This is a genomic window from Mumia sp. Pv4-285 (genome assembly GCF_041320275.1).
Classification (GTDB): Bacteria; Actinomycetota; Actinomycetes; order Propionibacteriales; family Nocardioidaceae; genus Mumia; species Mumia qirimensis.
Genome location: NZ_CP162023.1, coordinates 2,070,155 through 2,096,447, shown reverse-complemented (window position 1 = coordinate 2,096,447; position 26,293 = coordinate 2,070,155). Strand labels below are relative to the sequence as shown.

The 26,293-nt window shown below is 70.7% G+C and carries 28 protein-coding genes and 4 tRNA genes; 5 read left to right on the top strand and 27 right to left on the bottom strand.

Translation table 11 applies throughout. The annotated features are described in order from the left end of the window. Position 1: 1 nt before the first annotated feature. Positions 2 to 1,243 carry a DUF349 domain-containing protein gene (locus AB3M34_RS10095; RefSeq protein WP_370619533.1) on the top strand — a complete coding sequence of 414 codons (1,242 nt, stop codon included), beginning with the start codon at positions 2 to 4 and terminating at the stop codon, positions 1,241 to 1,243. Between the two features lie 63 nt (positions 1,244 to 1,306). Here AB3M34_RS10095 and AB3M34_RS10090 read toward each other — a convergent pair whose 3' ends face one another. The 20 genes from AB3M34_RS10090 to thrS form a co-directional block, all read right to left on the bottom strand. Continuing rightward, complete coding sequence (locus tag AB3M34_RS10090; RefSeq protein ID WP_370619531.1) at positions 1,307 to 3,547, bottom strand: RelA/SpoT family protein; 2,241 nt, start codon at positions 3,545 to 3,547, stop codon at positions 1,307 to 1,309. 295 nt (positions 3,548 to 3,842) lie between these two features. Continuing rightward, positions 3,843 to 4,382, bottom strand: a complete 540-nt coding sequence (locus AB3M34_RS10085) for an adenine phosphoribosyltransferase (RefSeq protein WP_370619529.1) — start codon at positions 4,380 to 4,382, stop codon at positions 3,843 to 3,845. Continuing rightward, positions 4,382 to 4,723 carry a preprotein translocase subunit YajC gene (yajC, locus tag AB3M34_RS10080; RefSeq protein WP_370619527.1) on the bottom strand — a complete coding sequence of 114 codons (342 nt, stop codon included), beginning with the start codon at positions 4,721 to 4,723 and terminating at the stop codon, positions 4,382 to 4,384. The genes AB3M34_RS10085 and yajC overlap by 1 nt, the downstream gene beginning before the upstream one ends. Positions 4,724 to 4,838: 115 nt before the next feature. Then, a complete protein-coding gene (gene ruvB, locus AB3M34_RS10075) occupies positions 4,839 to 5,921 on the bottom strand; it encodes a Holliday junction branch migration DNA helicase RuvB (RefSeq protein ID WP_370619525.1) in 1,083 nt (360 codons plus the stop codon). Between the two features lie 12 nt (positions 5,922 to 5,933). Further along, the gene (gene ruvA / locus AB3M34_RS10070; RefSeq protein ID WP_370619523.1) at positions 5,934 to 6,563 is read right to left on the bottom strand and encodes a Holliday junction branch migration protein RuvA; all 630 of its coding nucleotides are present in this window, start codon (positions 6,561 to 6,563) and stop codon (positions 5,934 to 5,936) included. Then, positions 6,560 to 7,213, bottom strand: coding sequence for a crossover junction endodeoxyribonuclease RuvC (gene ruvC, locus AB3M34_RS10065; RefSeq protein ID WP_370619988.1), 654 nt, complete (start codon positions 7,211 to 7,213; stop codon positions 6,560 to 6,562). The genes ruvA and ruvC overlap by 4 nt, the downstream gene beginning before the upstream one ends. Positions 7,214 to 7,375: 162 nt before the next feature. Then, a complete protein-coding gene (locus tag AB3M34_RS10060) occupies positions 7,376 to 7,549 on the bottom strand; it encodes a CsbD family protein (RefSeq protein ID WP_370619522.1) in 174 nt (57 codons plus the stop codon). A 90-nt stretch (positions 7,550 to 7,639) separates the two neighbouring features. Beyond that, positions 7,640 to 8,014, bottom strand: coding sequence for a hypothetical protein (locus tag AB3M34_RS10055; protein ID WP_370619520.1), 375 nt, complete (start codon positions 8,012 to 8,014; stop codon positions 7,640 to 7,642). Between the two features lie 53 nt (positions 8,015 to 8,067). Continuing rightward, entirely contained in the window at positions 8,068 to 8,439 is a 372-nt protein-coding gene (locus AB3M34_RS10050; RefSeq protein ID WP_370619518.1) for a hypothetical protein, read from the bottom strand. A gap of 27 nt (positions 8,440 to 8,466) precedes the next feature. Further along, complete coding sequence (locus AB3M34_RS10045) at positions 8,467 to 8,940, bottom strand: hypothetical protein (protein ID WP_370619516.1); 474 nt, start codon at positions 8,938 to 8,940, stop codon at positions 8,467 to 8,469. A 41-nt stretch (positions 8,941 to 8,981) separates the two neighbouring features. Next, positions 8,982 to 9,743, bottom strand: coding sequence for a YebC/PmpR family DNA-binding transcriptional regulator (locus tag AB3M34_RS10040; RefSeq protein WP_370619514.1), 762 nt, complete (start codon positions 9,741 to 9,743; stop codon positions 8,982 to 8,984). A gap of 135 nt (positions 9,744 to 9,878) precedes the next feature. Then, positions 9,879 to 10,481, bottom strand: a complete 603-nt coding sequence (pdxT, locus tag AB3M34_RS10035) for a pyridoxal 5'-phosphate synthase glutaminase subunit PdxT (protein ID WP_370619513.1) — start codon at positions 10,479 to 10,481, stop codon at positions 9,879 to 9,881. Next, positions 10,478 to 11,083, bottom strand: coding sequence for a DUF6891 domain-containing protein (locus AB3M34_RS10030; RefSeq protein ID WP_370619511.1), 606 nt, complete (start codon positions 11,081 to 11,083; stop codon positions 10,478 to 10,480). The genes pdxT and AB3M34_RS10030 overlap by 4 nt, the downstream gene beginning before the upstream one ends. 4 nt (positions 11,084 to 11,087) lie before the next feature. Then, positions 11,088 to 12,017: a pyridoxal 5'-phosphate synthase lyase subunit PdxS gene (gene pdxS / locus AB3M34_RS10025; protein WP_370619509.1), complete on the bottom strand. Its 930-nt coding sequence runs from the start codon at positions 12,015 to 12,017 to the stop codon at positions 11,088 to 11,090. Positions 12,018 to 12,132: 115 nt separating this feature from the next. After that, positions 12,133 to 12,723 (bottom strand): hypothetical protein, encoded by a 591-nt coding sequence (locus tag AB3M34_RS10020; RefSeq protein WP_370619507.1) that lies wholly within the window; start codon positions 12,721 to 12,723, stop codon positions 12,133 to 12,135. Continuing rightward, the gene (locus AB3M34_RS10015) at positions 12,720 to 13,829 is read right to left on the bottom strand and encodes a glycosyltransferase family 4 protein (protein WP_370619505.1); all 1,110 of its coding nucleotides are present in this window, start codon (positions 13,827 to 13,829) and stop codon (positions 12,720 to 12,722) included. Before AB3M34_RS10015 ends, AB3M34_RS10020 begins: the two co-directional genes overlap by 4 nt. Beyond that, positions 13,826 to 14,755 (bottom strand): phosphatidylinositol mannoside acyltransferase, encoded by a 930-nt coding sequence (locus AB3M34_RS10010; RefSeq protein ID WP_370619503.1) that lies wholly within the window; start codon positions 14,753 to 14,755, stop codon positions 13,826 to 13,828. Before AB3M34_RS10010 ends, AB3M34_RS10015 begins: the two co-directional genes overlap by 4 nt. Beyond that, complete coding sequence (pgsA, locus tag AB3M34_RS10005; protein WP_370619501.1) at positions 14,752 to 15,360, bottom strand: phosphatidylinositol phosphate synthase; 609 nt, start codon at positions 15,358 to 15,360, stop codon at positions 14,752 to 14,754. Before pgsA ends, AB3M34_RS10010 begins: the two co-directional genes overlap by 4 nt. Next, positions 15,360 to 15,959: an HIT family protein gene (locus tag AB3M34_RS10000; RefSeq protein WP_370619499.1), complete on the bottom strand. Its 600-nt coding sequence runs from the start codon at positions 15,957 to 15,959 to the stop codon at positions 15,360 to 15,362. Before AB3M34_RS10000 ends, pgsA begins: the two co-directional genes overlap by 1 nt. Further along, entirely contained in the window at positions 15,956 to 17,944 is a 1,989-nt protein-coding gene (thrS, locus tag AB3M34_RS09995) for a threonine--tRNA ligase (RefSeq protein ID WP_370619498.1), read from the bottom strand. The genes AB3M34_RS10000 and thrS overlap by 4 nt, the downstream gene beginning before the upstream one ends. A 163-nt stretch (positions 17,945 to 18,107) precedes the next feature. On the opposite strand from thrS, the gene AB3M34_RS09990 reads away from it, so the two are divergent. Next, complete coding sequence (locus AB3M34_RS09990) at positions 18,108 to 18,584, top strand: pyridoxamine 5'-phosphate oxidase family protein (RefSeq protein ID WP_370619496.1); 477 nt, start codon at positions 18,108 to 18,110, stop codon at positions 18,582 to 18,584. A gap of 63 nt (positions 18,585 to 18,647) precedes the next feature. Here the strand turns inward: AB3M34_RS09990 and AB3M34_RS09985 are convergent, their stop codons facing one another. The 6 genes from AB3M34_RS09985 to AB3M34_RS09960 form a co-directional block, all read right to left on the bottom strand. Next, positions 18,648 to 19,772 carry a flavin-containing monooxygenase gene (locus tag AB3M34_RS09985; RefSeq protein ID WP_370619494.1) on the bottom strand — a complete coding sequence of 375 codons (1,125 nt, stop codon included), beginning with the start codon at positions 19,770 to 19,772 and terminating at the stop codon, positions 18,648 to 18,650. Between the two features lie 116 nt (positions 19,773 to 19,888). Continuing rightward, entirely contained in the window at positions 19,889 to 21,460 is a 1,572-nt protein-coding gene (locus AB3M34_RS09980) for a LuxR C-terminal-related transcriptional regulator (protein WP_370619493.1), read from the bottom strand. 25 nt (positions 21,461 to 21,485) lie between these two features. Continuing rightward, complete coding sequence (locus tag AB3M34_RS09975; RefSeq protein WP_370619491.1) at positions 21,486 to 22,358, bottom strand: class I SAM-dependent methyltransferase; 873 nt, start codon at positions 22,356 to 22,358, stop codon at positions 21,486 to 21,488. Positions 22,359 to 22,472: 114 nt separating this feature from the next. Beyond that, positions 22,473 to 24,089, bottom strand: a complete 1,617-nt coding sequence (locus tag AB3M34_RS09970) for a LuxR C-terminal-related transcriptional regulator (protein WP_370619490.1) — start codon at positions 24,087 to 24,089, stop codon at positions 22,473 to 22,475. A gap of 71 nt (positions 24,090 to 24,160) precedes the next feature. Further along, positions 24,161 to 24,232: transfer RNA gene (locus AB3M34_RS09965), tRNA-Val, on the bottom strand. 93 nt (positions 24,233 to 24,325) lie between these two features. Next, positions 24,326 to 25,159 (bottom strand): aminotransferase class IV, encoded by an 834-nt coding sequence (locus AB3M34_RS09960; protein ID WP_370619488.1) that lies wholly within the window; start codon positions 25,157 to 25,159, stop codon positions 24,326 to 24,328. A 93-nt stretch (positions 25,160 to 25,252) separates the two neighbouring features. Between AB3M34_RS09960 and AB3M34_RS09955 the strand changes: the two genes are divergently transcribed. From AB3M34_RS09955 to AB3M34_RS09945, 3 genes are all read left to right on the top strand, one after another. Beyond that, positions 25,253 to 25,324 (top strand) — tRNA-Gly (locus tag AB3M34_RS09955). A 44-nt stretch (positions 25,325 to 25,368) separates the two neighbouring features. After that, positions 25,369 to 25,439, top strand: a tRNA-Cys gene (locus AB3M34_RS09950). A gap of 37 nt (positions 25,440 to 25,476) precedes the next feature. Next, positions 25,477 to 25,551, top strand: a tRNA-Val gene (locus AB3M34_RS09945). 64 nt (positions 25,552 to 25,615) lie between these two features. On the opposite strand, the gene AB3M34_RS09940 is transcribed toward AB3M34_RS09945, so the two are convergent. Continuing rightward, complete coding sequence (locus AB3M34_RS09940; protein ID WP_370619487.1) at positions 25,616 to 26,242, bottom strand: hypothetical protein; 627 nt, start codon at positions 26,240 to 26,242, stop codon at positions 25,616 to 25,618. Positions 26,243 to 26,293 lie beyond the last annotated feature (51 nt).

Sequence of the window (26,293 nt, the reverse complement as noted above, 5' to 3'; positions counted from 1 at the left end):
CGTGAGCGAGAATCTCTCGAACCCCGAGGCCTGGGGCCGGATCGACGATCAGGGGACGGTCTACGTCCGCACGCGCGAAGGCGAACGCGTCGTGGGGCAGTGGCCGGACGGTGATCCGGCCGAGGCGATGGCCCTGTTCACCCGCCGCTACGAAGGGCTGGCCGTCGAGGTCGAGCTCCTCGAGAAGCGGATCGCGTCGGACAGCCTCTCCCCCGAGGACGCCAAGCGAGCGGTCGACCAGGTCCGCGAGGCCGTCGACGGTGCCGCCGCGGTCGGCGACCTCGACACGCTGAAGGACCGCCTCGAGGCGCTCGGCCCCAAGATCGACACCCAGCGCGAGCGCCGCAAGGCCGCACGCGCCGAGCGTGCCGCCGAGGCGCACGAGCGCAAGGTCGAGATCGCCACCACCGCCGAGCAGATCGCGGCGAGCGACGACTGGCGCCGCGGCGCCGACCGCCTCCGCGAGATGCTGGAGCAGTGGAAGTCGCTGCCGCGTCTCGACAAGAACGTCGACGACGAGCTGTGGCACCGCTTCTCCACCGCGCGCACCGCGTACACGCGCCGCCGCAAGGCTCACTTCGCCGAGCAGAACGAGCGCCGCGGTCAGGCGCAGCAGATCAAGGAACGCCTGGTCGGCGAGGCCGAGGCCCTCTCCAGCTCGACCGAGTGGGGCCCGACCGCCGGCCAGTTCCGCGACCTGATGGCGCAGTGGAAGGCCGCCGGGCCCGCGCCGCGCGGCATCGACGACCGGCTCTGGAAGCGGTTCCGCGCCGCCCAGGACACGTTCTTCGGCGCACGCGACGAGGCCAACGCCCAGCTCGACGCCGAGTACGCCGCCAACGCCGAGGTCAAGCTCCAGATCCTCACCGAGGCCGAGGCCCTGCTCCCGATCGAGGACCTCGACGCGGCGCGTGCCGCGTGGCGCGACATCGCCGACCGTTGGGAGGCGGCCGGCAAGGTTCCCCGTGGCCAGATCAAGGAGCTCGAAGGCCGGCTGCGCGCCGTCGAGAAGGCGATCTCGACGGCAGCCGACGACGAGTGGCGCCGCAGCAACCCGGAGACCCGGGCCCGCGTCGACGACACCGTGAGCAAGCTCGAGAAGGCGGTCTCCGACCTCGAGGCACAGCTGGAGGCCGCCAAGGCGTCCGGCAACGAGCGCAAGACGCGCGAGCTCCAGGAGTCGCTCGAGGCCCGTCAGGCGTGGCTCGACCAGGCGCGCAAGTCGGCCGAGGACCTCACCTAGCACCTAGCCCTCAAGGCGTTCGCGAGCCACTTCCCGTCGTCGTACGCGAGGTGGCTCGCGAGGCTACTGGTTGACGCGGTAGACGTCGAAGACGCCTTCGACGGTGCGTACGGCCTTGAGGACGTGGCCGAGGTGCGTCGGGTCGCCCATCTCGAACGTGAACGTCGACTTCGCGACCCGGTCGCGACCCGTCGACACGGCCGCCGACAGGATGTTGACGTGCTGGTCCGAGAGCACCCGCGTCAGGTCCGACAGGAGCCGGGAACGGTCCAAGGCCTCGACCTGGATGGCGACGAGGAACATGCTCGACGCGCTCGGCGCCCACTCGACGTCGACGAGCCGCTCCTCCTCCTTGAGGAGGTTCTCGGCGTTGGTGCAGGCACGACGGTGGACGGAGACGCCCTGCGTGCGGGTGACGAATCCGATGATGTCGTCGCCAGGAACCGGCGTGCAGCAGCGCGCGAGCTTGATGGCGAGGGAGCCCTCGGTGCCCTTGACCACGACACCGGAGTCGCCCCGGCGGAGACGGCGCCTGCGCGTCGACTGGTCGGGGACGAGGACCGCCTCGGCAAGGTCCTCGCTCGCCCCCTCCTCACCGCCGAGCAGCGCCAGCACCCGCTCGACGACGTTCTGCGGGCTGACGCGCCCCTCGCCGACGGCCGCGTACAGCGACGAGACGTCCGAGAGGTGGAGGTCTTTGGCGACGGTCGCGAGCGTGTCGTGCTTCAGGAGGCGCTGCAGCGGCAGGCCCTCCTTGCGCATCTGACGTGTGAGGGCGTCCTTGCCCTGCTCGATCGCCTCGTCGCGGCGCTCCTTGGTGAACCACTGCTTGATCTTGTTGCGTGCTCGCGGGCTCTTGACGAAGTCGAGCCAGTCCCGGCTCGGGCCCGCGCCGGGCGCCTTCGAGGTGAAGACCTCGACGACGTCGCCGTTCTCCAGCCGGGACTCGAGCGACACCAGCCGACCGTTGACCCGAGCGCCGATCGTCGCGTGGCCGACCTCCGTGTGGACCGAGTACGCGAAGTCGATCGGGGTGGAGCCGGCCGGCAGCCCGATGACGTCACCCCGCGGCGTGTAGACGTAGACCTGGTCGGACAGGTCGAAGCGGAGGCTCTCGAGGAAGTCCTGGGACTCCTCGTTCTCCTGCTGCCACTCGAGCAGCTGGCCGATCCAGGCCAGGTCGTCGCTGCCCCCGGCGCCGCTCGGACCGGCGGTGCCCTTGGAGCCGTCCTCCTTGTACTTCCAGTGCGCGGCGACGCCGTACTCGGCGCGACGGTGCATCTGCTTGGTCCGGATCTGGAGCTCGACCGCCTTGCCCTCCGGCCCGATCACCGTGGTGTGCAGCGACTGGTACATGTTGAACTTCGGCATCGCGATGTAGTCCTTGAACCGCCCCGGCACCGGGTTCCACCGGGCGTGGACGACCCCGAGGACGGCGTAGCAGTCGGTCAACGAGTCGACGAGCACCCGGATGCCCACCAGGTCGTAGATGTCGGCGAAGTCGCGGCCGCGGACGATCATCTTCTGGTAGATCGAGTAGTAGTGCTTGGGGCGGCCGGTCACCTTGGCCTTGATCTTGGAGCTCTTGAGGTCCTCGTTGACCTGGGTGATGACCTGGGACATGAAGTCCTCGCGCGAGGGCGCACGATCGGCGACCAGGCGCACGATCTCGTCGTACACCTTGGGGTGCAGCGTCGCGAACGACAGGTCCTCGAGCTCCCACTTGATCGTGTTCATGCCGAGGCGGTGCGCCAGCGGTGCGTAGATCTCGATCGTCTCGCGTGCCTTGCGCTCCTGCTTGTCCTGCCGCAGGTAGCGCAGCGTCCGCATGTTGTGGAGCCGGTCGGCGAGCTTGATGATGAGGACCCGGATGTCGCGGCTCATCGCGACGATCATCTTGCGGATGGTCTCGGCCTCGGCGTTCTCGCCGTAGCGGACCTTGTCGAGCTTGGTGACCCCGTCGACCAGCCGGGCGACCTCGTCGCCGAAGTCGCGCGTGAGCTGGTCGAGCGTGTAGGGGGTGTCCTCGACCGTGTCGTGCAGCAGCGCCGCGACGATGGTCGGCGGCGTCATGCCGAGCTCGGCGAGGATCGTCGAGACCGCGAGCGGGTGCGTGATGTAGTCGTCGCCGCTCTTGCGCTTCTGGCCGCGGTGCATCTTGGCGGCGATCTTGTAGGCGCGCACGATGACCGTCGTGTCGGCCTTGGGGTGGTTGGTGCGGACGATGCGGACCAACGGGTCGAGCACGACCGGGCTGTCCGACGACGAACGCCCGCCGCCGAGGCGCGCAAGTCGTGAACGCACGCGCGCAGGCGTCGGAACGGACTCCTTGCGCGAGTCGGACTCGGTTCGTGCGCGATCAGCCACAGGCACCTCCCCCATCATCGTAGGCCGCCATCCTAGGGGGCGAAGACCAAGGCGGGTGGGCGTTCAGGCTGCAGCCTGGGGATCATCCGAGGATGACGCTGAACAGCGTCGCTCCTAGGGCCAGGACGAGCGCGATGACGATGACGACGGCGACCAGGCGAGTGCTCTCGGGGCTCACGTCACGAATGGTAGCGGGGGCCGGTCGGGCCGGGCTCAGTCAGGCTGTGAGGACTCAGTACGTGCGCAAGGTCCCGAACCGGTCGGGGTCCAGCCGCGCTCGCCCGCCGAGCGCACCGATCTCGAGCACGACGACGTTGGCCGCGGACTTGGCGCCGGCGCGTTCGATCAGCTCGTCGACGGCAGCGAGGGTGCCGCCGGTCGCCAGCACGTCGTCGACGACGAGCACGCGGTCACCCGGCTCGATCGCATCCCGGTGGATCTCGATCGTCGCGGAGCCGTACTCGAGGTCGTAGTCGACGCCGAATGTCTCCGCCGGCAGCTTGCCCGCCTTGCGCGCGGGGACGAAGCCCGCTCCGAGCGCGACGGCGACAGGGGTCCCGAAGATGAATCCTCGCGCCTCGATGCCCACGACCTTGTCGATGTCGCTGCCGGCGATCTCGCGCCCGAGCGACGCGAGCCCCTCGACGGTGAGCCGCAGACCCTCAGGATCGGCCAGCAACGGCGTCACGTCACGGAAGGTGACCCCGGGCGACGGCCAGTCGGGGATGCTCCGGACCAGCGACTCGAGCGCCTCGTCGAGGTCGCGTGGCATCAGGCCTTGCCGTCCTCGTCCAGCGGACGCTGGTCGGCCTCGCGGACCGGGGCGTCGTCCACCGGGGCGTCGTCGGTGATCGCGGCAGGCTCGACGATCTTGGCGACCACGTTGCGGTGGGCCTCGATCTCGACGCCGGGCGCGATCTCGAGGGTCAGCGTCTCGTCGTTGAGGGCGTTCACCGTGCCGAAGATGCCGCTGGTGAGCATGACGCGCGAACCGACCGTCGTCTTGCCCTGCATGTCGAGGAACTCGCGGCGACGCTTGCCCTGCGGCCGGATGATGAAGAGGTAGAACACGAGGACGAGCAGGATGATCGGCAGCAGCTGAGCGATGTTCACGGTGGCTCCAGGCAGTCGAGGTTCGGGGGCTTCGGCGTGCGCGCCCGAGTCTATCGGTGCCGCGGTTGGTCTCGGGACTGCCGGTGCAGGGACTTCCGCGCAGGATCGGGCAGGGCTACTCCAGCGGCAGAGCGGGGTCGCCCTGCGGAGCGGGCGGCCGCAGCCCGAGGTGCTCCCACGCCTTCGCCGTCGCGACGCGCCCGCGCGGTGTGCGGGCGAGGAACCCCTGGCGTACGAGGAAGGGCTCGGCGACCTCCTCGACGGTCTCGCGCTCCTCACCGACGGCGACGGCGAGCGTGGAGACGCCGACGGGGCCGCCCCCGAAGCTCTTGCAGAGCGCCTCGAGCACTCCCCTGTCGAGCCGGTCCAGCCCGATGCGGTCCACTTCGTACAGGTCGAGCGCCCGGTGCGCGACCTCGACGTCGACGACTCCGTTGCCCCGGACCTCGGCGTAGTCACGGACACGACGCAGCAGCCGGTTCGCGATGCGGGGTGTCCCCCGCGACCGTGAGGCGATCTCGAGACCGCCGTTGGGCGTCGTCTCGACCCCGAGCAGGGCGGCAGAGCGCTCGACGATGCGGTGGAGCTCGGTCGCCTCGTAGTACTCCAGCTGGGCGGTGAACCCGAACCGGTCGCGCAACGGGCCTGGCAGGAGCCCCGCCCGGGTCGTCGCCCCGACCAGGGTGAACTGCGGGATCTGGAGCGGGATCGCCGTCGCGCCAGGGCCCTTGCCGATGACGACGTCGACGCGGAAGTCCTCCATCGCCATGTAGAGGAGCTCCTCGGCCGGACGCGCCATCCGGTGGATCTCGTCGACGAACAGGACGTCGCCCTCGTTGATGCCGGACAGGATGGCGGCCAGGTCACCCGCGTGCTGGATCGCCGGCCCGCTGGTGAGCCGCAGCGACGTCCCCAGCTCGGCGGCGATGATCATGGCGAGCGTGGTCTTGCCGAGGCCGGGAGGTCCGGACAGGAGGACGTGGTCGGGGGTGCGACCTCGGGCGCGCGCCGCGGTCAGCACCAAAGCGAGCTGCTCACGGACCCGTTCCTGACCGATCAGCTCGTCGAGCGAGCGGGGGCGCAATGCGGCCTCGTACGCCTGTTCGTCGGACGTGATGTCGGGTTGGACCAGCCGCGATTCGAGCTCGGCCTGCTCGGCGGCGTCGAGGTGGCTGGTGCGGTGGTCGTGGTTGCTCATGACGGGCCTCCCCTACGCCTTGGAGAGCGACCGCAGCGCGGCGCGCAGCAGGTCGCCCACGTCGACGCCGTCGGCGGACCCGGCCTGCTCGGCGGCGAGCGGAGCCACGGCGTCGACCGCCGTCTCCGCCTCGCGAGCGCTCCAGCCCAGCCCGACGAGCGCTTCGTGCACCGCAGGACGCCAGTCGTCCGCGGCCGGAGACGCCGTGGAGGCGGTGGCGGTCGGCCGCGTCGCGAGACCCGCTGCGCCGATCCGGTCCTTGAGCTCGAGCACGATCCGCTGGGCACCCTTGCGACCGATGCCGGGGACCTTCGTGAGCGCTGCGAGGTCCTCGTTGGCGACGGCGCGCCGCAGACCCTCGGCACCGAGCACGGCGATGATCGCCTGCGCGACCTTCGGGCCCACGCCGCTCGCCGTCTGCGCCAGCTCGAACGTGTCGCGGTCGTCGTCGTCGGCGAACCCGTACAGCGTCATCGAGTCCTCGCGGACGACCAGGCTCGTGGCGACCTGGGCCTGCTCGCCGTGGCGCAGCTCGGCGAGGGTGCCGGGGGTGCACTGGACGAGCATGCCGACGCCTCCCACGTCGAGGACCGCCGAGTCGAGGGCGGTGGACGCGACTGTGCCGCGGACGAACGCGATCATCGTGGCTTCCCTTCAGGGTTGGGGCGGGCCGGCCTCGGGCGCGCCGAGGGAGGTCGTGCGGGGCTCGACCCGGGCGGGAGGTGCGCCGGAGCGCTGGGGATGCGGGACCTGATCGGCTCGGCCGCCGTCCGGACGGGTGCGGACCCACGGCGAGCCGCCGCGACAGCGGCGTCGAGGCGACTGACGGACGTGCCGCGCCAGACGTGGCAGATGGCGAGGGCGAGGGCGTCAGCCGCGTCGGCGGGCTTCGGAGCCTCGTCGAGGCCGAGCAGTCTCGTGACCATCGCCGTCACCTGCGCCTTGTCGGCGCGACCGTTGCCCGTGACTGCTGCCTTCACCTCGCTCGGCGTGTGGAGGACGACCGGGATGCCGTGACGAGCAGCGACGACCATCGCCACGCCACTGGCCTGGGCCGTCCCCATCACGGTCGAGACGTTGTTCTGGGAGAACACACGCTCCACGGCGACCACGTCCGGCTGGTGCGAGGCGATCGCGTCGGCCAGCGCACGCTCGATCGCGAGGAGCCGATGGGCCACGTCGTCGGTCGCCGGTGTCCGGATGACGTCGACCGAGACAGCGCGGAGGGTCCGGCCGACCCGGCCGTCGACGACGCCGACGCCGCAGCGGGTCAGGCCCGGGTCCACGCCCAGGACGCGGAGGGTGCCGGTGCTCACAGCAGCTCGTACAGCGGCGGGGACGAACACATGTTCGACACCCTAGCGGGGCGGGACCGGTTTCGGCGGAGCGACGCGCCGACGGTGAAGGGCCCCTCCGCGGCGTACGCGAAGGGGCCCTGCACGTGCGAGGGACGCCTACTTCTTGAAGGCGTCCTTCACGTTCTCGCCGGCCTTCTTGACGTCGGCCTTGCTCTGATCCGCCTTGCCCTCGGCCTCCTGGCTCTCATCGCCACGGGCCTTGCCCGAGGCCTCCTTGGCCTTGCCTTGGAGGTCCTCAGTCGCGTTCTTGATCTTGTCGTCGAGACCCATGCGTGTCATCTCCTCGAGATCGGGTTCACCCTCTGACCGTACGACGGGTACCCGCCGGTGTCAGATCGATGCGCATCGCCGACCGTGGAGCTAGAGCGCGAAGAACCACGCGTCGACCGAGCCGGCCTGGCCGGGGGTGCGCCAGCCAGCGGCACCACCCTGGCCCGGTCGGTACGGCGCGTGCGGCGGGTCGTCGACGGTGCTCGCGGCCCACGGGAGGGCGTACAGGGCGGCGGCGATCTCCTTGATGCGGCGGTCGGTCTCACGGCGTCGCGGCGCCGGCTCGACGTGCATGACGATGCCGTCGCACGTCACGACGATCGGGCGCATGCCGAGGTCGGAGTCCGAGGGCGGCACGGCCGAGGCCCCGGCGAACTCGGGCATCCACGGGACCGGCTCGCCGAAGTCGGCGTGCTGCCGACGAGCGATGCGCCAGAGAGTTCCACCCGGTCGCAGGATGTCCACGAGGTCATCGTCGCACCGGAGGCGCTCAGTTGGAATGGCTCTTGTGCCTCGCGTCAGGAGGCGGACAACCCGTTGTCGGTCCAGCCGCCACCCTGACCCGGCACGCCCCAGCCACCCGTGGTGCCCGGCCCTGGACCCGGTCGGTACGGCTCGTGCGACGGGTGATTCTTAGTCGGGAGGGCGTACAGCGCGGCGGCGATCTCCTGGATGCGGCGGTCCGTCCCACGACGACCTGGCGCCGGCTCGACGTGGACGACGACGCCGTCGCACGTCACGACGATCGGCCGCCGACCGAGATCGGACCGTGCCGGCGGGCCGGTTGCCGCTCCGGCGAGCTCCGCCATCCAAGGGAGGGGTTCACCGAAGTCGGAGCGCCGACGCGGTGCGATCCGCCAGAAGGTCCCGCCCGGGCGAAGGATGTCCATGAGCGGCATCGTCGCACCGGACGGGAGTCAGGCGGAAGGGCTCCCGGGCTGCTGCTGCCAGTCGCTGCCGAGCTGGTACGGGTCGCCGGTGGTGTCCACGAGCGTCGTTGCGGGTCGGGTCCGGATCTCTTCGCCGATGGCGCGGATCCTGGCACCCGACGCACGCCAGCCCTTCACCCGTTCCGTCCCGACCACGGTGCCACCACGGCGTACGACGAGGGTCCAGCCGACGAAGAGCGCGCGTGCGAGCACGACCACCGGCAGCAGCATGAGCAGGATCGCCAGCTCCAGCCCGACCAGGACGAAGAGGATCGCGCCGGCGACGACCACGGGCAGGACGAAGAGGAGCCAGATCGTCAGCAGGATCGGGTCGTCGGGGACGAACCCGCCCGAGCCTCCACCGCCGGGGAGGTAGTCGAGCAGGTTCTTGGAGCGCATGCGCCACGGCAACCACCGTCGGCGTACGCGCCAGATCACGCCGTCGGCATCACGGACCTTCATGGGGGATCTCCGTACGTCGTCGTTCAGCCGGGTGCTGGGGGTCAGCCGAGCTGCGCCATGACCTCGTCGGACGCGTCGAAGTTCGCGAAGACGTTCTGGACGTCGTCGCTGTCCTCGAGCGCGTCGATGAGGCGCAGCACCTTGCCGGCCGCGTCGGCGTCGACCTCGACCGTCATCGACGGCACGAACGACGACTCGGCCGAGTCGTAGTCGATGCCGGCGTCCTGCAGCGCCGTACGGACGGCGACCACGTCACCGGACTCGCTGATGACCTCGAACGACCCGTCGAGATCGTTCACGTCCTCGGCGCCGGCGTCGAGGACCACCTCGAGGAGGTCGTCCTCGGTGATCGTCCGCTCGCCCTGCTCGGCGGGGACGAGGACGACACCCTTGCGGGAGAACATGTAGGCGACCGAGCCCGGGTCGGCCATGTTGCCGCCGTTGCGGGTCATCGCCGTGCGGACCTCCATGGCAGCACGGTTCTTGTTGTCGGTGAGGCACTCGACGAGGAGCGCCACGCCACCGGGAGCGTACCCCTCGTACATGATCGTCGTGTAGTCGACACCGGCACCGTCGAGCCCACCGCCACGCTTGACGGCGCGGTCGATGTTGTCGTTCGGGACGGACGACTTCTTGGCCTTCTGAATCGCGTCGTAGAGCGTGGGGTTGCCCGTGGGATCGGGGCCGCCGGTGCGAGCGGCGACCTCGATGTTCTTGATCAGCTTGGCGAACATCTTGCCGCGCTTGGCGTCGATGACCGCCTTCTTGTGCTTGGTGGTCGCCCACTTGGAGTGGCCGGACACGGCACTCACCTTCCCTCGCTGTACGACTGCGCTGTGCTTGCTGCCTGTGGGCCGCGGCTCGCGACCGTCATCGATCCTAGCGGCTGCCCGGCCTGCGCCGGTCGGGCCTGAGCCATGTCCGTCCGGACGCGGGGATCAGGCCCGCGCTCGCACGTCGTCGACGAACATCTGGTGCAGCCGGTGGTCGGTGCCCAGCTCGGGGTGGAACGAGGCTGCGAGCAGCGGGCCGTGACGCACCACGACCGGATGCACTCCCGCCTCGCCGCGGTCGACCGTCGCGAGGACCTCGACGCCGGCCCCGCAGCTCTCGACCCAGGGGCCGCGGATGAACACGGCGTGCAGCGGCTCGTCGAGGCCGTCGACCTCGAGGTCGGTCTCGAACGAGTCGATCTGACGCCCGAACGCGTTGCGACGGACCGTCATGTCGATCCCGCCGAACGTCTGTTGTCCGGCGATACCGCCGACGATGCGGTCGGCCAGCATGATCATGCCGGCGCAGGTGCCCAGGACCGGCATGCCCTCGGTGATGCGCTGGCGGATCGGGTCGCGCAGGTCGAACGCGCGCGAGAGCTTGTCGATCGTGGTCGACTCGCCGCCCGGCACGACCAGCGCGTCGACGGACTCGAGCTCACCGACGCGGCGCACGGTGATGGCCGTGGCGCCGCTCTCCTCGAGCATGCGCAGGTGCTCGCGGACATCGCCCTGGAGCGAGAGGACGCCGACCCGCACAGCGCTCACGCGCCGCCCGCCTCGACACCGGAGACGGGCTCCGGGTCGGTGAGGCGCCGGTGCCAGAACGCCCGCACCTCGATGCGCCCCTCGTCGAAGTGCGCAGCGAGGCCATGGGTGTCGAGCGCAGCCAGCACCTCGGTGCACAGGGGGTCGCCGTCAGCGACGTTGGCGGAGTCGGGGTGCCAGGTGTTCAGCTCGAGCATGCCGTGGTCGACCGCGTGCCAGACGTCGGCCGGGGTGAACCAGACGACGCCTCGCAGGCTGCCCGGCTCGGCCGCCCGCAGCACCGCCGTCGCACCCCAGTGGTCGTCGACTCCCTGCAGCACCGCCAACCCGGCGTCGCGAAGCACCGCCAGGGCGTCCTGGAGCGCGTCGTAGTCGGTGCGAGCCGGCCACCGCGCTTGATCGGCCCACAGGGCCTCGCGCTCACGGCGGACGAGCCGGCGGGCCTCCTCCTCGGCGTCGGGCAGCCCCGCGTCCTCACGCGCGGCCACCGCCACCTCCGCCACGCACGCCGCGTCGTCGGTCAGCCCGGAGCGTACGAGCACGCGGGCGTAGCCGCGCAGCGCCTCGGCGTCGGTCAGCTTCGGTGCCGAGAAGAACGGCACCGGGTCACCAGCCTCGCTCGGCCAGCCGGTGGGGCTCGGGGACGTCCGCGACGTTGATGCCGACCATCGCCTCGCCGAGACCACGGGAGACCTTGGCGATCACGTCCGGGTCGTCGAAGAAGGTGGTCGCCTTCACGATGGCCCGCGCACGCTCGGCGGGGTTGCCCGACTTGAAGATGCCGGAGCCGACGAACACGCCCTCGGCGCCCAGCTGCATCATCATCGCGGCGTCCGACGGCGTCGCGATGCCACCGGCGGTGAACAGGACGACCGGGAGCTTGCCCTTCTCGGCGACCTCGCGGACCAGGTCGTACGGCGCCTGGAGCTCCTTGGCGGCGACGTACAGCTCGTCGGTCGGCAGGGTCTGGAGACGGCGGATCTCGTCGCGCAGCGCCCTCATGTGGGTGGTCGCGTTGGAGACGTCGCCCGTGCCGGCCTCGCCCTTGGAGCGGATCATCGCCGCGCCCTCAGTGATGCGGCGCAGCGCCTCGCCGAGGTTCGTCGCACCGCACACGAACGGCACGGTGAAGGCCCACTTGTCGATGTGGTGCGCGTAGTCGGCGGGGGTGAGCACCTCCGACTCGTCGATGTAGTCGACACCGAGGGACTGGAGCACCTGCGCCTCGACGAAGTGGCCGATGCGGGCCTTGGCCATCACCGGGATCGAGACGGCCTCGACGATGCCGTCGATCAGGTCGGGGTCGCTCATGCGGGCGACGCCACCCTGGGCGCGGATGTCGGCGGGGACGCGCTCGAGCGCCATCACGGCGACCGCGCCTGCGTCCTCGGCGATCTTGGCCTGCTCGGCGTTGACGACGTCCATGATGACGCCGCCCTTGAGCATCTCCGCCATGCCGCGCTTGACCCGCGCGGTGCCCGTCCCCTGCTCTCGAGGGGCGTCGGGGTGGACGGGCGCGGTCTGGTTGTCGGACATAGTCACCTCTGGTGTAGGGCGCGGGGCGTCCCGTGAACGGATGGCCACATCGTACGACCGGCCTCCGAAGATGCTGCCCTCCCCTGGTCGATCGGGCGGCGACGGCTCCGTGCGGTCAGGCCGCGCGCTCCACCCCGGGACCGATCGGCGGGCGGTCCCGGGCGACGAGGTGCGGCGGCGGGACGTCGTCGAACTCGATCCGGTGTGGCCAAGGCGCGTGCCCGGCCAGACGCGCCCAGCGCACGACGGACTTGCGCCGCATCCGCTCCGTCCGCGCGACGAGGTCGTCGTGGAAGCGGTGCGCCAGCTGAACCCGCTCGCAGGCGTCGCCCAGGTCCGCGATGAGGCCGGCCCGCGTCTCGTCGGCGTTCGCCCACAGTGCGTCGACGTCGTCGGCCGTCCCGAAGACCGTCCGCATCACCTCGCTCAGCTCTGTCTCGCGCTCGGCCTGCTCCGCCTTCCCGATGGCGGCCCGTGCCGCGTCGGCGGCGTCGACCGCCGCCAGGGCGCTCGCCGGGTCGAGCACTCCCCCGGTCGCGACGTTGCGCAGACAGGTCGAGCGGTCCAGGAGCTGCCGGTCGAGCGAGGCCTGAGCTGTGGCGAGCCGGATGTGCAGACGGTCGAGTCGACCCGCCGTGGTGGACAGCGCAACCGTGATCGCCGCAAGGACCGCGCCGACCACCAGGACCCATTCGAGCGTGCTCATGTGCCGCTGCCACCTCCGAGCACCGTCTCGTACACGCGAACCACCTGGGGTGCTACCACACTCCAGTCGTACCTCGTGACCTCGCGACGCGCCAGGGCTGCGCGCGACTCGCGGCCGGGATCGGCGAGGACGGAGACCAGCGTGTCGGCCAGCGATCCGGCGTCCTCGTTGGCGAAGAGGGCACCCAGGCGTCCGTCGTCGAGGACGTCGGCGAACGCCCGGATGTCGCTCGCCACCACCGGGGCGCCGGCGGCCATCGCCTCGATGAGCACGATGCCGAAGCTCTCTCCTCCGGTGTTGGGGGCGATGTAGACGTCCGCCCTCGACAGCAGCCGAGCCCGCTCGGAGTCGGACACGCGCCCGAGGACCTCGACGTGTCCGCGCAGCGCCGACGGGACCATCGCCTCGCCGGCCCTCGGGTCACCGGCTCCGGCGACGACGAGCCGGGTGTCCGGGAATCGCTCCACCACGCGCGGCAGTGCGTCCAGCAGCACGGGAAGCCCCTTGCGTGGCTCCTCGAAGCGCCCGAGGAAGAGCAGCTCACGGTGTTCTCCGTCCTCGGCCTGGCGCTCGACGCCCGTGAAGTCGTCGACGTACAGGCCGTTGGGGATGATCACCGAGTCGCCGCCCTGGTACTGCGCGACGACGCGCTGCGCCTCGCGCGACACCGTGATCCGGGCACTCAGCTTCTCCATCGCCGGGCGCAGCAGCGGCTCCGTGGCTGCGAGCGCGCGCGACCGGCCGATCGACGTGTGGATCGTCGCGACCGACACGCCGGACGCGAGGCTCAGCGCCATCAGCGACACGCTGGGCGTCGCCGGATCGTGCACGTGGAGGACGTCGAAGGCACCGTCGCGCAGCCACCGGCGGGTCCTCGCCATCGCCACCGGCCCGAACGACACCCGCGCGACCGCCCCGTTGTAGCGGAGCGGGAGCGCCCTGCCCGCCGGGTGGACGTACGCCGGAAGGTCCTCGTCGTCTGCGGCAGGAGCGAGCACGGAGACGTCCACGCCCATCTCCATCAGCGTGCGGCTGAGGTCGAGGACGTGGTTCTGGACGCCGCCCGGCACGTCGAACGAGTACGGGCACACCATGCCGACCCTCACGGCCCGCCTCCGTCCGGCCGGCGGTCCACCTCGAAGACGCGCTGCAGCATGTGCCAGTCGGCGGGGCTGCGCCGGATCTCCGCCGTGAAGACGTCGGCGAGGTCCTGCGTCATCGCCGTCAGGCCGTCCTCGCCTGCTCGGGTCTCGACCGGCTCGTGGACCGTCATCCGCAGCCGGTCTCCGTCGTAGCGCGACGTCGCCGGGAACAGGATCGCGCCCGTCTGCTGCGCCAGCAGCGCCGGTCCGACCGGCATCCGCGCCGCCTCCCCGAGCAGCTCGACACCGATGCCGCTGCGCGACATGTCGCGATCGGCGAGCAGGCACACGAACCCGCCCGCCCGCAGGTGCTCCGCGAGCCGGGGCATCGTCGGCTCCCCACCCCGCAGCGGGAGCACCGTCATCCCGATGTGCTCGCGGAACGCGACGAACTCGTCGTACAGGCGCTCGGGCTTCAGCCGTTCCATCACGGTCATCAGCGGCAGCCCGTTGCTGCACGCCCAGGCGCCCATGAGATCCCAGTTGCCCATGTGAGGGAGCGCCGCGATCATCCCGCGACCCGACGCGTACATGTCGAAAGCACGCTCGGGGTGGTCGACGACGATCACCTCGTCCACGGCAGCGGCGTCCCCGGTGTAGCGGGGAAGGCGGAACACCTCGCCCCAGTAGCGCAGGTACGACCGCATCGCGTCCCGTGTCACCGCGTCGAGCGCAGCGTCGTCCGCCTCGGGGACGGCACGCGCCAGGTTGGAGCGCAGCCTCGCGATGCCCACGCCACCTCGCCCGTACAGCTGGTCCGCCGTCGTCCGCAGCACGGAGTCGACGACCCTCTGCGGGACATGGACGGCAAGGCTCCAACCGGCGCGGTACGCCGCAGCCTCGACCTGGGCACGGGCCGCGGCCAGCGCCCCTCGATCGGGACGCCTCATGCTCCGGCCAACGATTGCCTCCGCACCATCAGGATCCGCTGCACGACCGTGATCGCGCTCGCCACGGCAAGCACCCACAAGACGATCGTCATCAGGATCGGCAGGTCGAACAACCCCGAGAGACCCGTCATCACGAGCACCGCCACGAGGCGGTCGGAGCGCTCCGCGATGCCGCCCTTCGCCTCCATGCCGAGTGCCTCCGCACGGGCACGGGCGTACGACGTCAGCTGGCCGCCGACGAGGCAGCACAGGGCCACCACCATGAGGACCGGGTCGTCGCCTTCGCCGCCGTACCAGAGGACGATGCCGCCGAAGACCGCCGCGTCGCCGATCCGGTCGAGCGTCGAGTCCAGGAACGCGCCCCACGCGCTCGAGCGGCCGGACTTGCGGGCCATGATGCCGTCGACCATGTCGGAGAACACGAACAGCGTGACCACCAGGACGCCGACGAAGAACTCGCCTCGCGGGAAGAACCACAGCGCGCCAGCCGACACGCCGATCGTGCCGACGAACGTCACCGCGTCCGGGCTGACGCCCAGCCTCAGCAGCAGGTCTGCGATCGGGGTCATGATCTTCGCCCACGTCTCGCGGAACCGTTCCAGCATCAGGACTCCTCCACCGGCCGGGCCGACTGCGGCCCGACATCGCTCCAGGCCTTCGCGAGCAGGTCGCGCGTCTCGGCGAGCAGCTGCGGGACCACCTTCGTACTGCCCGTCACGGTGATGTAGTTCGAGTCGCCCAGCCAGCGGGGTACGAGGTGCTGGTGCAGGTGGTCCGACAGCGAGCCTCCGGCCACCGCACCGAGGTTGAGCCCGACGTTGAACGCCGCCGGCCCGCTGACGTGCTTGAGCACGCGCACGGCCTGCTGCGTCATCGCGGTCAGCTCGTGGGCCTCGTCGTCGGTCAGGTCCTCGAACGCACCGACGTGGCGGTTGGTGACCACCATGAGGTGCCCCGGGTTGTACGGGTGGAGGTTGAGGACGGCGTACACGTGCTCGCCGCGTGCGACGATCAGCGTGTCCTCGTCGGACCGTCCCTGCATCACGCAGAAGGGGCAGCCTTCGTCCCGGGGACCCGCATCCGTGATGTACGCCATGCGGTGCGGGGTCCAGAGTCGGTCGAAGGTCTCGAAGCCCGTCTCACGACGCCCCCAGGGTCCGCCCGATCCTGCCGGGACGTCCGGACCGCCCTCGGCTGGGGTCATACCTGGACCCGGTCCGCGACGGCCGCGATGATCCGCTCGACCGCGTCGTCGACGGCGACGCCGTTGTCCTGCTTGCCGCTGCGGTAGCGGAACGACACCGCGCCGGCCTCGACGTCGTCGTCGCCCGCGATCAGCATGAACGGGATCTTCTGGGTCTGCGCGTTGCGGATCTTCTTCTGCATCCGGTCGTCGGCCTCGTCGACCTCGACGCGGATCCCGTGCGTCCTGAGCTTCGCTGCCACCTCGTACAGGTAGTCCACGTGACGCTCGGCGACCGGGATCGCGACGACCTGCACGGGTGCGAGCCAGGGGGGAAACGCGCCTGCGTAGTGCTCGACGAGCAGGCCCATGAACCGCTCGATCGACCCGAACTTCGCGGAGTGGATCATCACCGGCTGCTTGCGCGACCCGTCGGCGGCGGCGTACTGCAGCTCGAAGCCCGCCGGCTGGTTGAAGTCGTACTGGATCGTTCCCAGCTGCCAGGTCCGGCCGATCGCGTCCTTGGCCTGGATCGAGATCTTCGGACCGTAGAAGGCGGCGCCGCCCGGGTCGGGGACCAGCTCGAGCCCGCTCTCGGTCGCGGCGGCGCGCAGGACCTCGGTCGCGGTCTCCCACTCCTCGTCGGACCCGATGAACTTGTCCGACTGCGGGTCACGGGTCGACAGCTCGAGATAGAAGTCGTCGAGGCCGAAGTCGCGGAGCAGGCCGAGGATGAACGAGAGGAGGTGCTGGACCTCCGCCGGCGCCTGCTCCTCGGTGACGTACGAGTGGGAGTCGTCCTGGGTGAGGCCGCGGACACGCGTCAGTCCGTGCACGACACCCGACTTCTCGTAGCGGTAGACCGTCCCGAACTCGAAGAACCGCAGCGGCAGCTCACGGTAGGACCGCCCGCGCGACCTGAAGATCAGGTTGTGCATCGGGCAGTTCATCGCCTTGAGGTAGTACTGGGAGTTCTCCAGGTCCATCGGCGGGAACATCGTGTCGGCGTAGTACGGGAGGTGACCGGACAGCTCGAAGACGTGGGCCTTCGTGATGTGGGGGGTGCCGACGTAGTCGAAGCCCTCCTCGATGTGCCGCCGACGGACGTAGTCCTCCATCTCGCGCTTGATCACGCCACCCTTGGGGTGGAACACGGGGAGGCCGGAGCCGATCTCGTCCGGGAAGCTGTAGAGGTCGAGCTCGTTGCCGAGCCGCCGGTGGTCGCGCCGCTGCGCCTCCTCGAGGCGGTGGAGGTACTCGTCGAGGGCCTCCTTGGTCTCCCAGGCGGTGCCGTAGAGACGCTGGAGCTGCTTGTTCTTCTCGTTGCCGCGCCAGTACGCGGCGGCGCTGCGCATGAGCTTGAACGCCGGGATGCGCTTGGTGGTCGGCAGGTGCGGACCACGGCACAGGTCGGTCCAGGCGGTCTCGCCCTTGCGGTTGATGTTGTCGTACATGGTGAGCCCGCCGGAGCCGACCTCGACGCTCGCACCCTCCGCAGCGCCCTCGAGGTCGCCCGCGGAGGACTTGAGGCCGATCAGCTCGAGCTTGTACGGCTCGTCCGCGAGCTCGACGCGCGCCTCGTCGTCGTCGATCGGACGACGGGCGAACCGCTGGTTCTCCTTGACGATCTTGCGCATCCGGGACTCGATCTTGTCGAGGTCCTCGGGAGTGAACGGGACCTCGACGTCGAAGTCGTAGTAGAAGCCGTCGGTGACCGGCGGACCGATGCCGAGCTTGGCGTCCGGGAACAGGTCCTGGACGGCCTGCGCCATCACGTGCGCGGTCGAGTGCCGCAGGATGTCACGCCCGTCCGCAGAGGCGATCGCGACCGGCTCGATGCGGTCGCCGCCGACCAGCTCGTACGACAGGTCCTTGAGGTCACCGTTGACGCGGGCTGCGATCACGTCGGCGTCGTCGCTGAAGAGCTCCCATGCCTTCGTGCCAGGCGTCACCGTGCGTTCGGCCTGGGAGTCAGGGCCTACGACGACGACTTCGAGCTCGGACACAGGTGCTCCTCGGGATGGTGCGGACAGTCGCCTCGATGCTATCCGCATCGACCTGCGCGTCGCGCACCCGTTTGGCCCGAGGCCGACCACGGCGGCGCGGGCGTTCCGCATGCGGGGCGGGCGACGGGGTACCCCGAGGGCACACCACGACGAAGGGAGAGCCATGACGGACGAGCAGCAGAAGCTCCTCGACCTGATCGACGACCTCAAGATCGCCATGTTCACCACGGTGGACATCGACGGGACCCTGACCAGCAGGCCGATGGCCCGCCAGGAGATCGAGCCGAGCGCCGAGCTGTGGTTCATCACCGCCCGCGACTCGCGCCAGGTCGCCCACATCGCAGCGCGCCCGCACGTCGGCATCACGTTCTCCTCCGCCGACACCTGGGTCTCCCTCAACGGGACCGCGCGCGTCGTCGACGACCCCGCCAAGCTCGACGAGCTCTGGAACACGTTCGCCGAGGCGTGGATGCCGGAGGGTCCGGACGACCCGAACGTCGTCCTGATCCACGTCGACCTCGAGGGGGGCGAGTACTGGGACACGCCAGGAGGACGCGTCGCGTCGCTGCTCAGCTTCGCGAAGGCGAAGGTCACCGGCAAGCCGTACGAAGGTGCGGAGAACGAGCGCGTCGACCTCTAGCGACGAAGGTCGCTGAACGACGAGGGTCGGTGCCATCGACGGCACCGGCCCTCGTCGCCTGTGTCAGCCCCGCACCGGGGTGCGTTCCCTCGCGTCGGCCCGAGTCGGCGGCGCGGTCCTTCGCATCCGGCGTACGACGTGGCGAGCGTCGCGGTCGAGACCTTGGATCGTGCCCGACGCGACCGCGAACTGGAACTCCAGCCCGAGGAAGTACAGGCCTTCCACCGGCGACACCCCGCGCACGTGGACGGGTTCACCGTCGGAGCCGAACGCCTCCGGCAGGTCGAGGAACGCGTGGTCCGGACGTGAGCCTGTGCACCACACGACCGTGGAGACCTCGGGTGCCACGCCGTCGGTCGACATCGGACGACCGTCTTGCACCGCCTCGATCCTCCCGATGCGGACGACACCCGCTCGGTCGAGGTCGGCAAGCCGGTTGCGTACGAGCATCACGCCGTGGCCGTCAGAGCTCGCGATGAATCGCCGTCCCATGGGCGTCCGGCGCGTGAGCACGTGACGGAAGGCGAACATCACGACCGGGATCACCGCGCGGCTCGACGGGGCGTCGAGATCGAACGGCACCTGCCCCGGGTGTCGGCCGGCGAGCCACGTCGGATGCCCTGCCGCGACCGCATCGAGAGCGACGTCCGTGCCGGAGTTCGCTGCGCCCACCACCAGGACTCCCCCGTCGGCGAGCTGTTCGGGTCCCCGGTAGTCCAGCGAGTGGATCTGGCGGATCCCTGGATCGAGGTCGGCCGCCAGCTCTGGGACGACCGGACGGACGTGTGCGCCCGTGGTCACCACGACGCGACCCGCGAAGTACGTGCCCGCACCGGTCTCGACCACGAACCCGTCGCTGACGCGAGCGATGCGATGGACCGCCGTACCCGTGCGGACAGGGAGGGCGAATCGGCTCGCGTACGCCTCGAGGTAGTCGGCCATCTCGTCGCGGGTCGGGAATCCCCGCACCGGGATCGGCCACCCGGGGAGGCTCGCATACCTGGGCGGGCTGAACAGACGCAGCGAGTCGTAGCGACGGCGCCAGGAGTCACCGACCCGCGGCGCAGCCTCGAGGATCACGAAGTCCTCGCCGGCCCGCTGGAGATGATGCCCCATCACCAACCCTGCCTGACCTGCACCGATCACGGCCGTACCGACCTGCTGTGGAATCTCGTCCTGTGCGCTCATGGCTCCCCCTCGTCGTCCTCTCGACGCTAGGGGTGCGACTCACGACGCCGCTTCGGGCAGACGACCCAGAGGATGCTGCGCCGATGGGTATTTCTGCGCACTCGACGCATCGCGCGTCAGACGAGGTGGTGCTCGAAGGCGTACGCCGTGGCGGCGGCGCGGTTGGGCAGCGAGAGCTTGCCGAAGATGTTGCTGACGTGACGCGCGACGGTCTTCTCGGAGAGGAAGAGCTGCGCCGCGATCCCCCGGTTCGTCGCGCCCGTCGCGATCAGCCTCAGAACCTCCAGCTCGCGCGGCGAGAGCGGTCCGTCCTGCGCGGCGTCCCGCGCCAGCCCGACGGGATCGGTCACGGCGCCGAGCTGATCGAGCGCCGCGCGGGCTGCGTCGGACTCCATGACGGCTGCGTCGTTGTCTCCGAGAGCCTCACAGGCGCGGGCCACGAGGACGCGGGCCCGCGCCGCCTCGTACGGAGCGCCCACGTCCCGCCACAACGACCACGCCCGTCTCAGCCGCGGAAGCGCCGCCCGCGGGTCACCGCGCGCAAGGAGGACCGCTCCGGCGCAGTGCTCGCCGATCGCCTGCAAGAACGGCGGCGCATCGTCGGCACCGAGGGACTCCAGCTCGGCCGCGGTCTCCTCCGCGGCCGCGACCTCCCCGGTCGCGAGGCAGATCTCCACCCGCGCCGCGAGCTGGAGCGGGCGTGCCCTCGGATCACCGCTCGGCTCCCCGAGCCCGCGGTCCAGACCCGCGAGCGCAGCGCCCGGCCTGCCCTGCGCCAGCCTGAGCAGCGCGAGCCCCGGCTGGACCTCGAGCCCCAGGACGGAAGCGCGCTGGTACGACTCCTCCGCCTCCTCGAGCCGGCCACGAAGGCGCGCGAGCTCGCCCAACCGGTAGTGCGCGGCAGCGACGGCAGGTTCGGGACGTGCGTCGAGCACCACGCACGCCTGGCCCGCCTGCTCGGCGGCCTCCACCCAGGCTCCTCGCAGCTGGAGGATCTCCGCGCGGTGGACCAGGCATGTGCCGCGGTACGCGACGGCACCGCGCTGCTCCTCCAGCCAGGTCGTCAGCGCCTTCGTCCACTCCTGAGCCCGCGCGAGGTCGAAGCAGCCCATGCACATGTCGATGACCGCGCAGTACAGGAGGCCGGCAACCTGGGGCTGGACGCGACCTGCGGAGACGTAGGTCATGGCCTCGTCCATCACGAGGGCGCACTCGTCGTCGTGGCCGAGCATCTGCAGGCATCGCGCACGCCCGAGCAGCGCGAGGACGAGCAGGTCGGTGTCGGCGTCCGCCGCGGCGATCTCGACCGCGCGCTCGAACCCGGGAAGGGCCTCGCCGGCTTCACCCGCCCACATCCGTGCGACCGCTGCCTGCTGCGCCAGCATGCCTCGCAGCCGCAGGTCGTCGTCGTCCGCCAGCCGCCGCAGCCGTGCCGCCCACCCCTGAGCCTGCGATGCCTCGCCGAGCATCATCAGGTGCCAACCGATCCAGAAGCCGCACTGGACGGCGTCCGCACGGCGGCCGGTCGCCACGTAGTCGTGGACGGCTCGCTCACGCAGAGGCACCACCTCGTCGTCGCGCCCGAGCATGAACGCGGCGACGGCCAGACGCTCGAGGTCCTCGGCCGGCAGGTCGTGCCCCCGGTCGGCGTCGCGCAACGTCTCGTACTCAGCGGGCCAGTCCGGCACACCGACAGCCTACGACCGCCGGCGGTCACGGTAGTGACGGTTTCGGCTTGCGTCCCCACCCGATGTTGACCGGAGCGGTCAGAACGGCACTCTCGGCCGCGCCTGCACGGTCGCGAACCATCCCGTCGAGAACGGCGCGCATGGTGGCCTGATCCGCCTCCGCCACGTCGGCCAGGATCGCGCCCACGATCGGGTTGCCATTGGTGACCCAGTTCCAGCACTCTTCACCGGACCGGAGGTCGACTCGTTCCTCGTGCGCGGTGTCCACGCGCACCTCGCGCAGCCCGGCCTTCGTGAGCCTGTCGCGCAGGACGTCCGGGTCAGAGACCTGGAACTCCAGCGGCGGAGGATCGGGCAGACCGTCGAAGTCGGGGTCGACGGACCGGAGCGCGGCGATGAAGAACTGCAGTGCCTCGTACTCGGCGGGCGATCCGTAGGCGACCACGAGCACCCGTCCGCCAGGTCTCGTCACCCGGACCATCTCGCTCAGCGCCTGCGGCTGATCCGGGACGAGCATCACCCCGAACTGCGAGCCGACCACGTCGAACCGGTCGTCGTCGAGATCCAGCGCGTGCGCGTCCATGACCCGGGTCACCACGTCGGTCAGGCCCTCGGCGTGGATCCGCGCCTCGAGATGTGCAAGCATCGCCGGCGCCCAGTCGGTCGCCACGACCCTCGCGCCCAGCTTGGCCGCTGCCGGGGTGAGCCCGCCCGGACCGGCGGCGACGTCGAGGAACAGCTCGCCGGGCGCAAGCTCGACCAGGGAGAGCGCGGCGGTCGACAGCGGCTCCTCCCCCGGCGCGACGAAGGTGGCGTACCCGGCTGCGATCGCGTCCCACGCCTCCGGCGGTGCGATCTCGTCGTGGGGCGGATCGGACACCCCTTGCTGGTGAGCCATGGCTGGTCTCCTTCGTTGAGTGGTCTGCCCAGCCAAGCGCGGCCAGGGCGGGCGTCGCATCAGGAGAACAGCCCGATTGACCGACCCATGTATCAGGAGAACTACCGAGTGCGCCTACAGCAGGTGGTGCTGATGGGCGTACGCCGTCGCCGCGGCACGCGACTCGAGGCCGAGCTTCCGCAAGATGTTGCTGACGTGCGATGCGGCGGTCTTCTCACTGATGAACAGGGCGGATGCGACTGCCCGGTTCGTCTTCCCCGTCGCCAGCTCGCGCAGCACCTCATGCTCACGCGGTGTCAGGCCGTCAAGGCGCGGACCGTCACGCCGTCGCTCGACGTCGCTCAGGGCGCCGAGACCGGCCAGCTCCGTCCGAGCGGCGCTCAGCTCCCGTCCGGCGCTGTCCTGGTCGCCCAGCAGCCCGCACGCCCGCGCGACCAGGATGCGTGTGCGAGCGGCTTCGTACGGCGCCTCCAGCTCGACCCAGCCTGCCCGAGCACCGCGTAGCAGCGGGAGCGCCTCGCCTGCCTCTCCTTCGGCGAGAAGCACCGACCCGCGTGCGTACGCCGAGGTGGCGTCGAGGTACGGGCTGTGCGAGGCCGAGGCGATGCCGGCCAGCTCCTCCGCGCTCTCGCGCGCCGACGCGACGTCACCCGTGGCGAGGGCCACCTCGACGTAGGGACCCAGCAGTCGCGCTCTCGTCAGAGGGTCGGAACGCGCCTCCTCGAGTCCTCGGACGAGCGCCGACGCCGCCTCCGCGGTGCGCCCCTGGGCGAGCCGCAGGAGCGCGAGACCGGGCTGCGGCTCGCGGCCCGCCGCGTGCGCCCGCCGGTACCCCGACTCCGCCTCGGTCTGCTCCCCGCGCATCCGATGGAGCTCTGCCCGGACGTAGTACGCGGCACCGAGGGCGGGCTGGCTCCGCGGACGCGCGAGCCGTTCGCACGCCCGCTCCGCCTCGACGCGGGCCTGCGGCCACAGCCCACCCAGCAGCATGAGCTCGGCACGGTGGACCAGGCACTGACCTCGGTACAGGACCAGGTCGGGCTGCGCGTCGCACCAGCGGCTCAACGCCGCCGTCCACTCCTGGGCGCGTCGGACGTCGAACACCTCCCGGCACCCGTCGATGACCGTGCAGTAGAGGTCTCCCACCGCGACCGGGGAGACCGCGCCCAGGAGAACGGTCGACATCGCCTCGTCGAGGAGCGCCATTCCGGCGGCGACCTCGCCCGTACGGATCAGGCAGCGACCGCGGCCCACCTGTGCCAGCGCCACCAGCTCGTCGTTCCCGAACCTCTCCCCGGCCGCAGCAGCAGCACCGAAGTCTGGCGCCGCTCCTGCCGGGTCTCCGTCGAAGACGCAGCGCAGGGCCGCGCAGTACGCGACGTACCCACGCTCGACGCAGTCGACCGGGTTCCTGTCCAGCAACCGTTGCGCCCGGTGGACCCAGGCGGCGCCACGGGCGAGCTCGCCGTCGTTGAGGAGCACGAACGCCAGCCAGAAGGCGGCCCGGGTCGCCGGCGTCACGTCGGGCTCGTCGCGGCAGACCTGATACACCCGTTCCCAGCAGGCGACGCCGTCGTCGAACCGGCCGACCAGATACGCGGCCATGGCCAGCAGCTCGAGGTCGTCCGGTGCGAGAGGTGCCTCGCGGTCAGCCATCGACAGTGCGGCGAACGCCCCGGCCCACGCGCGCCGGTCGAACATCACACGGCCGTCGATGACGTGATCCGTCATGACGACATTGTCGCCCCACGGCGGGACAACGGCGAAGGCCGATGCCCATGGGGCACCGGCCTTCGTAGCGGTGGGCGATACTGGGTTCGAACCAGTGACCTCTTCGGTGTGAACGAAGCGCGCTACCACTGCGCCAATCGCCCGCTCGGTCGTCCCGCTAGCAGGACGACACAGAGACTAGCGTACGCGGCAGCCTCCGCCGAAACCCGGGTCTGGCGCTCCGGCGTCGTCCTCGGTCACGGGTCGACCTGCTCCGCAGCCCGTCGCGCGAAGATCTTCGCCGCCAGCTCCGTGACCGGTCCCGGGGCAGGCAGATCGCGGTCGTCGACGCGGTGGATCCCCTGCACGTCACGCGTCGTGCCGGCGAGGAACGCCTCGCTGGCGTCCTGCAGCACCTCGATCGGAGCATCGCGCTCGACGACGTCGATCTCGTCGCGGCACCACTCGAGCACGAGAGCGCGCGTGACGCCCGCGAGGCAGCCCGACTCGAGCGTCGGTGTCACGAGCTGACCGTCCAGCACGTAGAAGATGCAGGACCCCGTCCCCTCGCAGAGGAGGCCCGCGGTGTTCGCCATCACGGCCTCGGACGCACCGTGGCGGATCGCGTGCTCGACCATGAGCGCATTCTCCGCGTACGAGGTCGTCTTGAGGCCGCTCAGCGCTCCGCGCTCGTTGCGAGCCCAGGGCACGGTCGCGATCGCGGTCGTCGGGTCCGGGCGTACGGCGGGCTCCGTGACGACCACAAGTGTCTGGCCCTGGTGTCCGCGGGGAGACCCGAGCGGACCGCGCCCGGAGGTCACCGTGATGCGGATCCGGCCGAAGGGAAGGTCCTGGCCGTCGATCGTCGCCGCCACCCCCGCACGTACGAGATCGAGGTCCGGCTCACCGATCCCGAGGCCTGACGCGGAGCGTGCGAGGCGCTCCAGATGACGAGTGAGAGCGAACGGGACACCGTCGGTGATCTTCACCGTCTCGAAGACGCCGTCGCCCACCACGAGGCCGTGATCGAGGACGCCGAGGGCGGGTTCGTCCGGGGAATCGAGGGTTCTGCCGTTGATCCATGCGCGCATACCGTCACGTTAACGCGCCGGAGGACCCCCAGTTTGGACCCCTCCGACCCATCCGCTAATGTTTCTCTCGCAGCCGGGGAAGCCCGGCAGCGCGCGGACGTGGCTCAGTGGTAGAGCATCACCTTGCCAAGGTGAGGGTCGCGGGTTCGAATCCCGTCGTCCGCTCGGAGTGGGTCTCCGGGCCCCTTCTCAGACATCGTGAGATGTCCGGTGGAGTGGCCGAGAGGCGAGGCAACGGACTGCAAATCCGTGTACACGGGTTCAAATCCCGTCTCCACCTCGATGGGGGCCCACGGCTCCAGGTCCGCAAGGACCACGGGCGATTGGCGCAGCGGTAGCGCGCTTCCCTGACACGGAAGAGGTCACTGGTTCAAACCCAGTATCGCCCACCAGCACGACAGCAGGCTCCCGGCATCGCGCCGGGAGCCTTCTTCGTTGAGGTGACAGTGTGAGCCCTCAGCCGATCGCTCCGACCTTCGTGGCCGTCAACGCCGCCATCTTGACCCGCGCCGGGTTCCACACGCGACTGCAACGGAGCACGAGCGGGCCACCTGCGTGCTCGACGGTCGAGTCCAGCGACAGCGACTCGGGCTCGCTGACGTAGGTGCCGTTCGGCGACAGGTAGAACGATGACGTCTCGTAGCCGGGGATGGCGCACGAGACGACGGAGATCCCGCCCATGTAGCCGGTCGGAACCCCGAAGTTCTCGATGTCCACGCTCGCCGAGACGACGTACGAGCCCGCCGGGAGCGTGAGGCTGCTGATGGCGACGTCGTAGCCGTCCACCGGCACGTACGAGGCGGGCGGTGCCGACCAGGCACGTACCGAGGCTGCGGTGCCCGCCGGACCGCGTACGCCCGGGGCGCCGCGCAAGCCGGCCGGACCGCGTACGGCGATCGCCCGCTTCTTGGTCGCCTTCGGGCACTTCCCCCTCGCGTCCGCCGCGCGGACGACGCCGGACTTCGTGACACAGACCTTGACGGCCTTGGCGGAGGACACGGCGACCGCGGTGGCGGTTCCGCCGGCAACGAGACCGAGCACGACGCCTCCGGCGACGAGCGCGGCAGTGCGGGTGAGCTTCATGCGGTCAGCCTGCGCCTGCCCCGGGGTCACCCGGACCGGGGTTGCGGGATG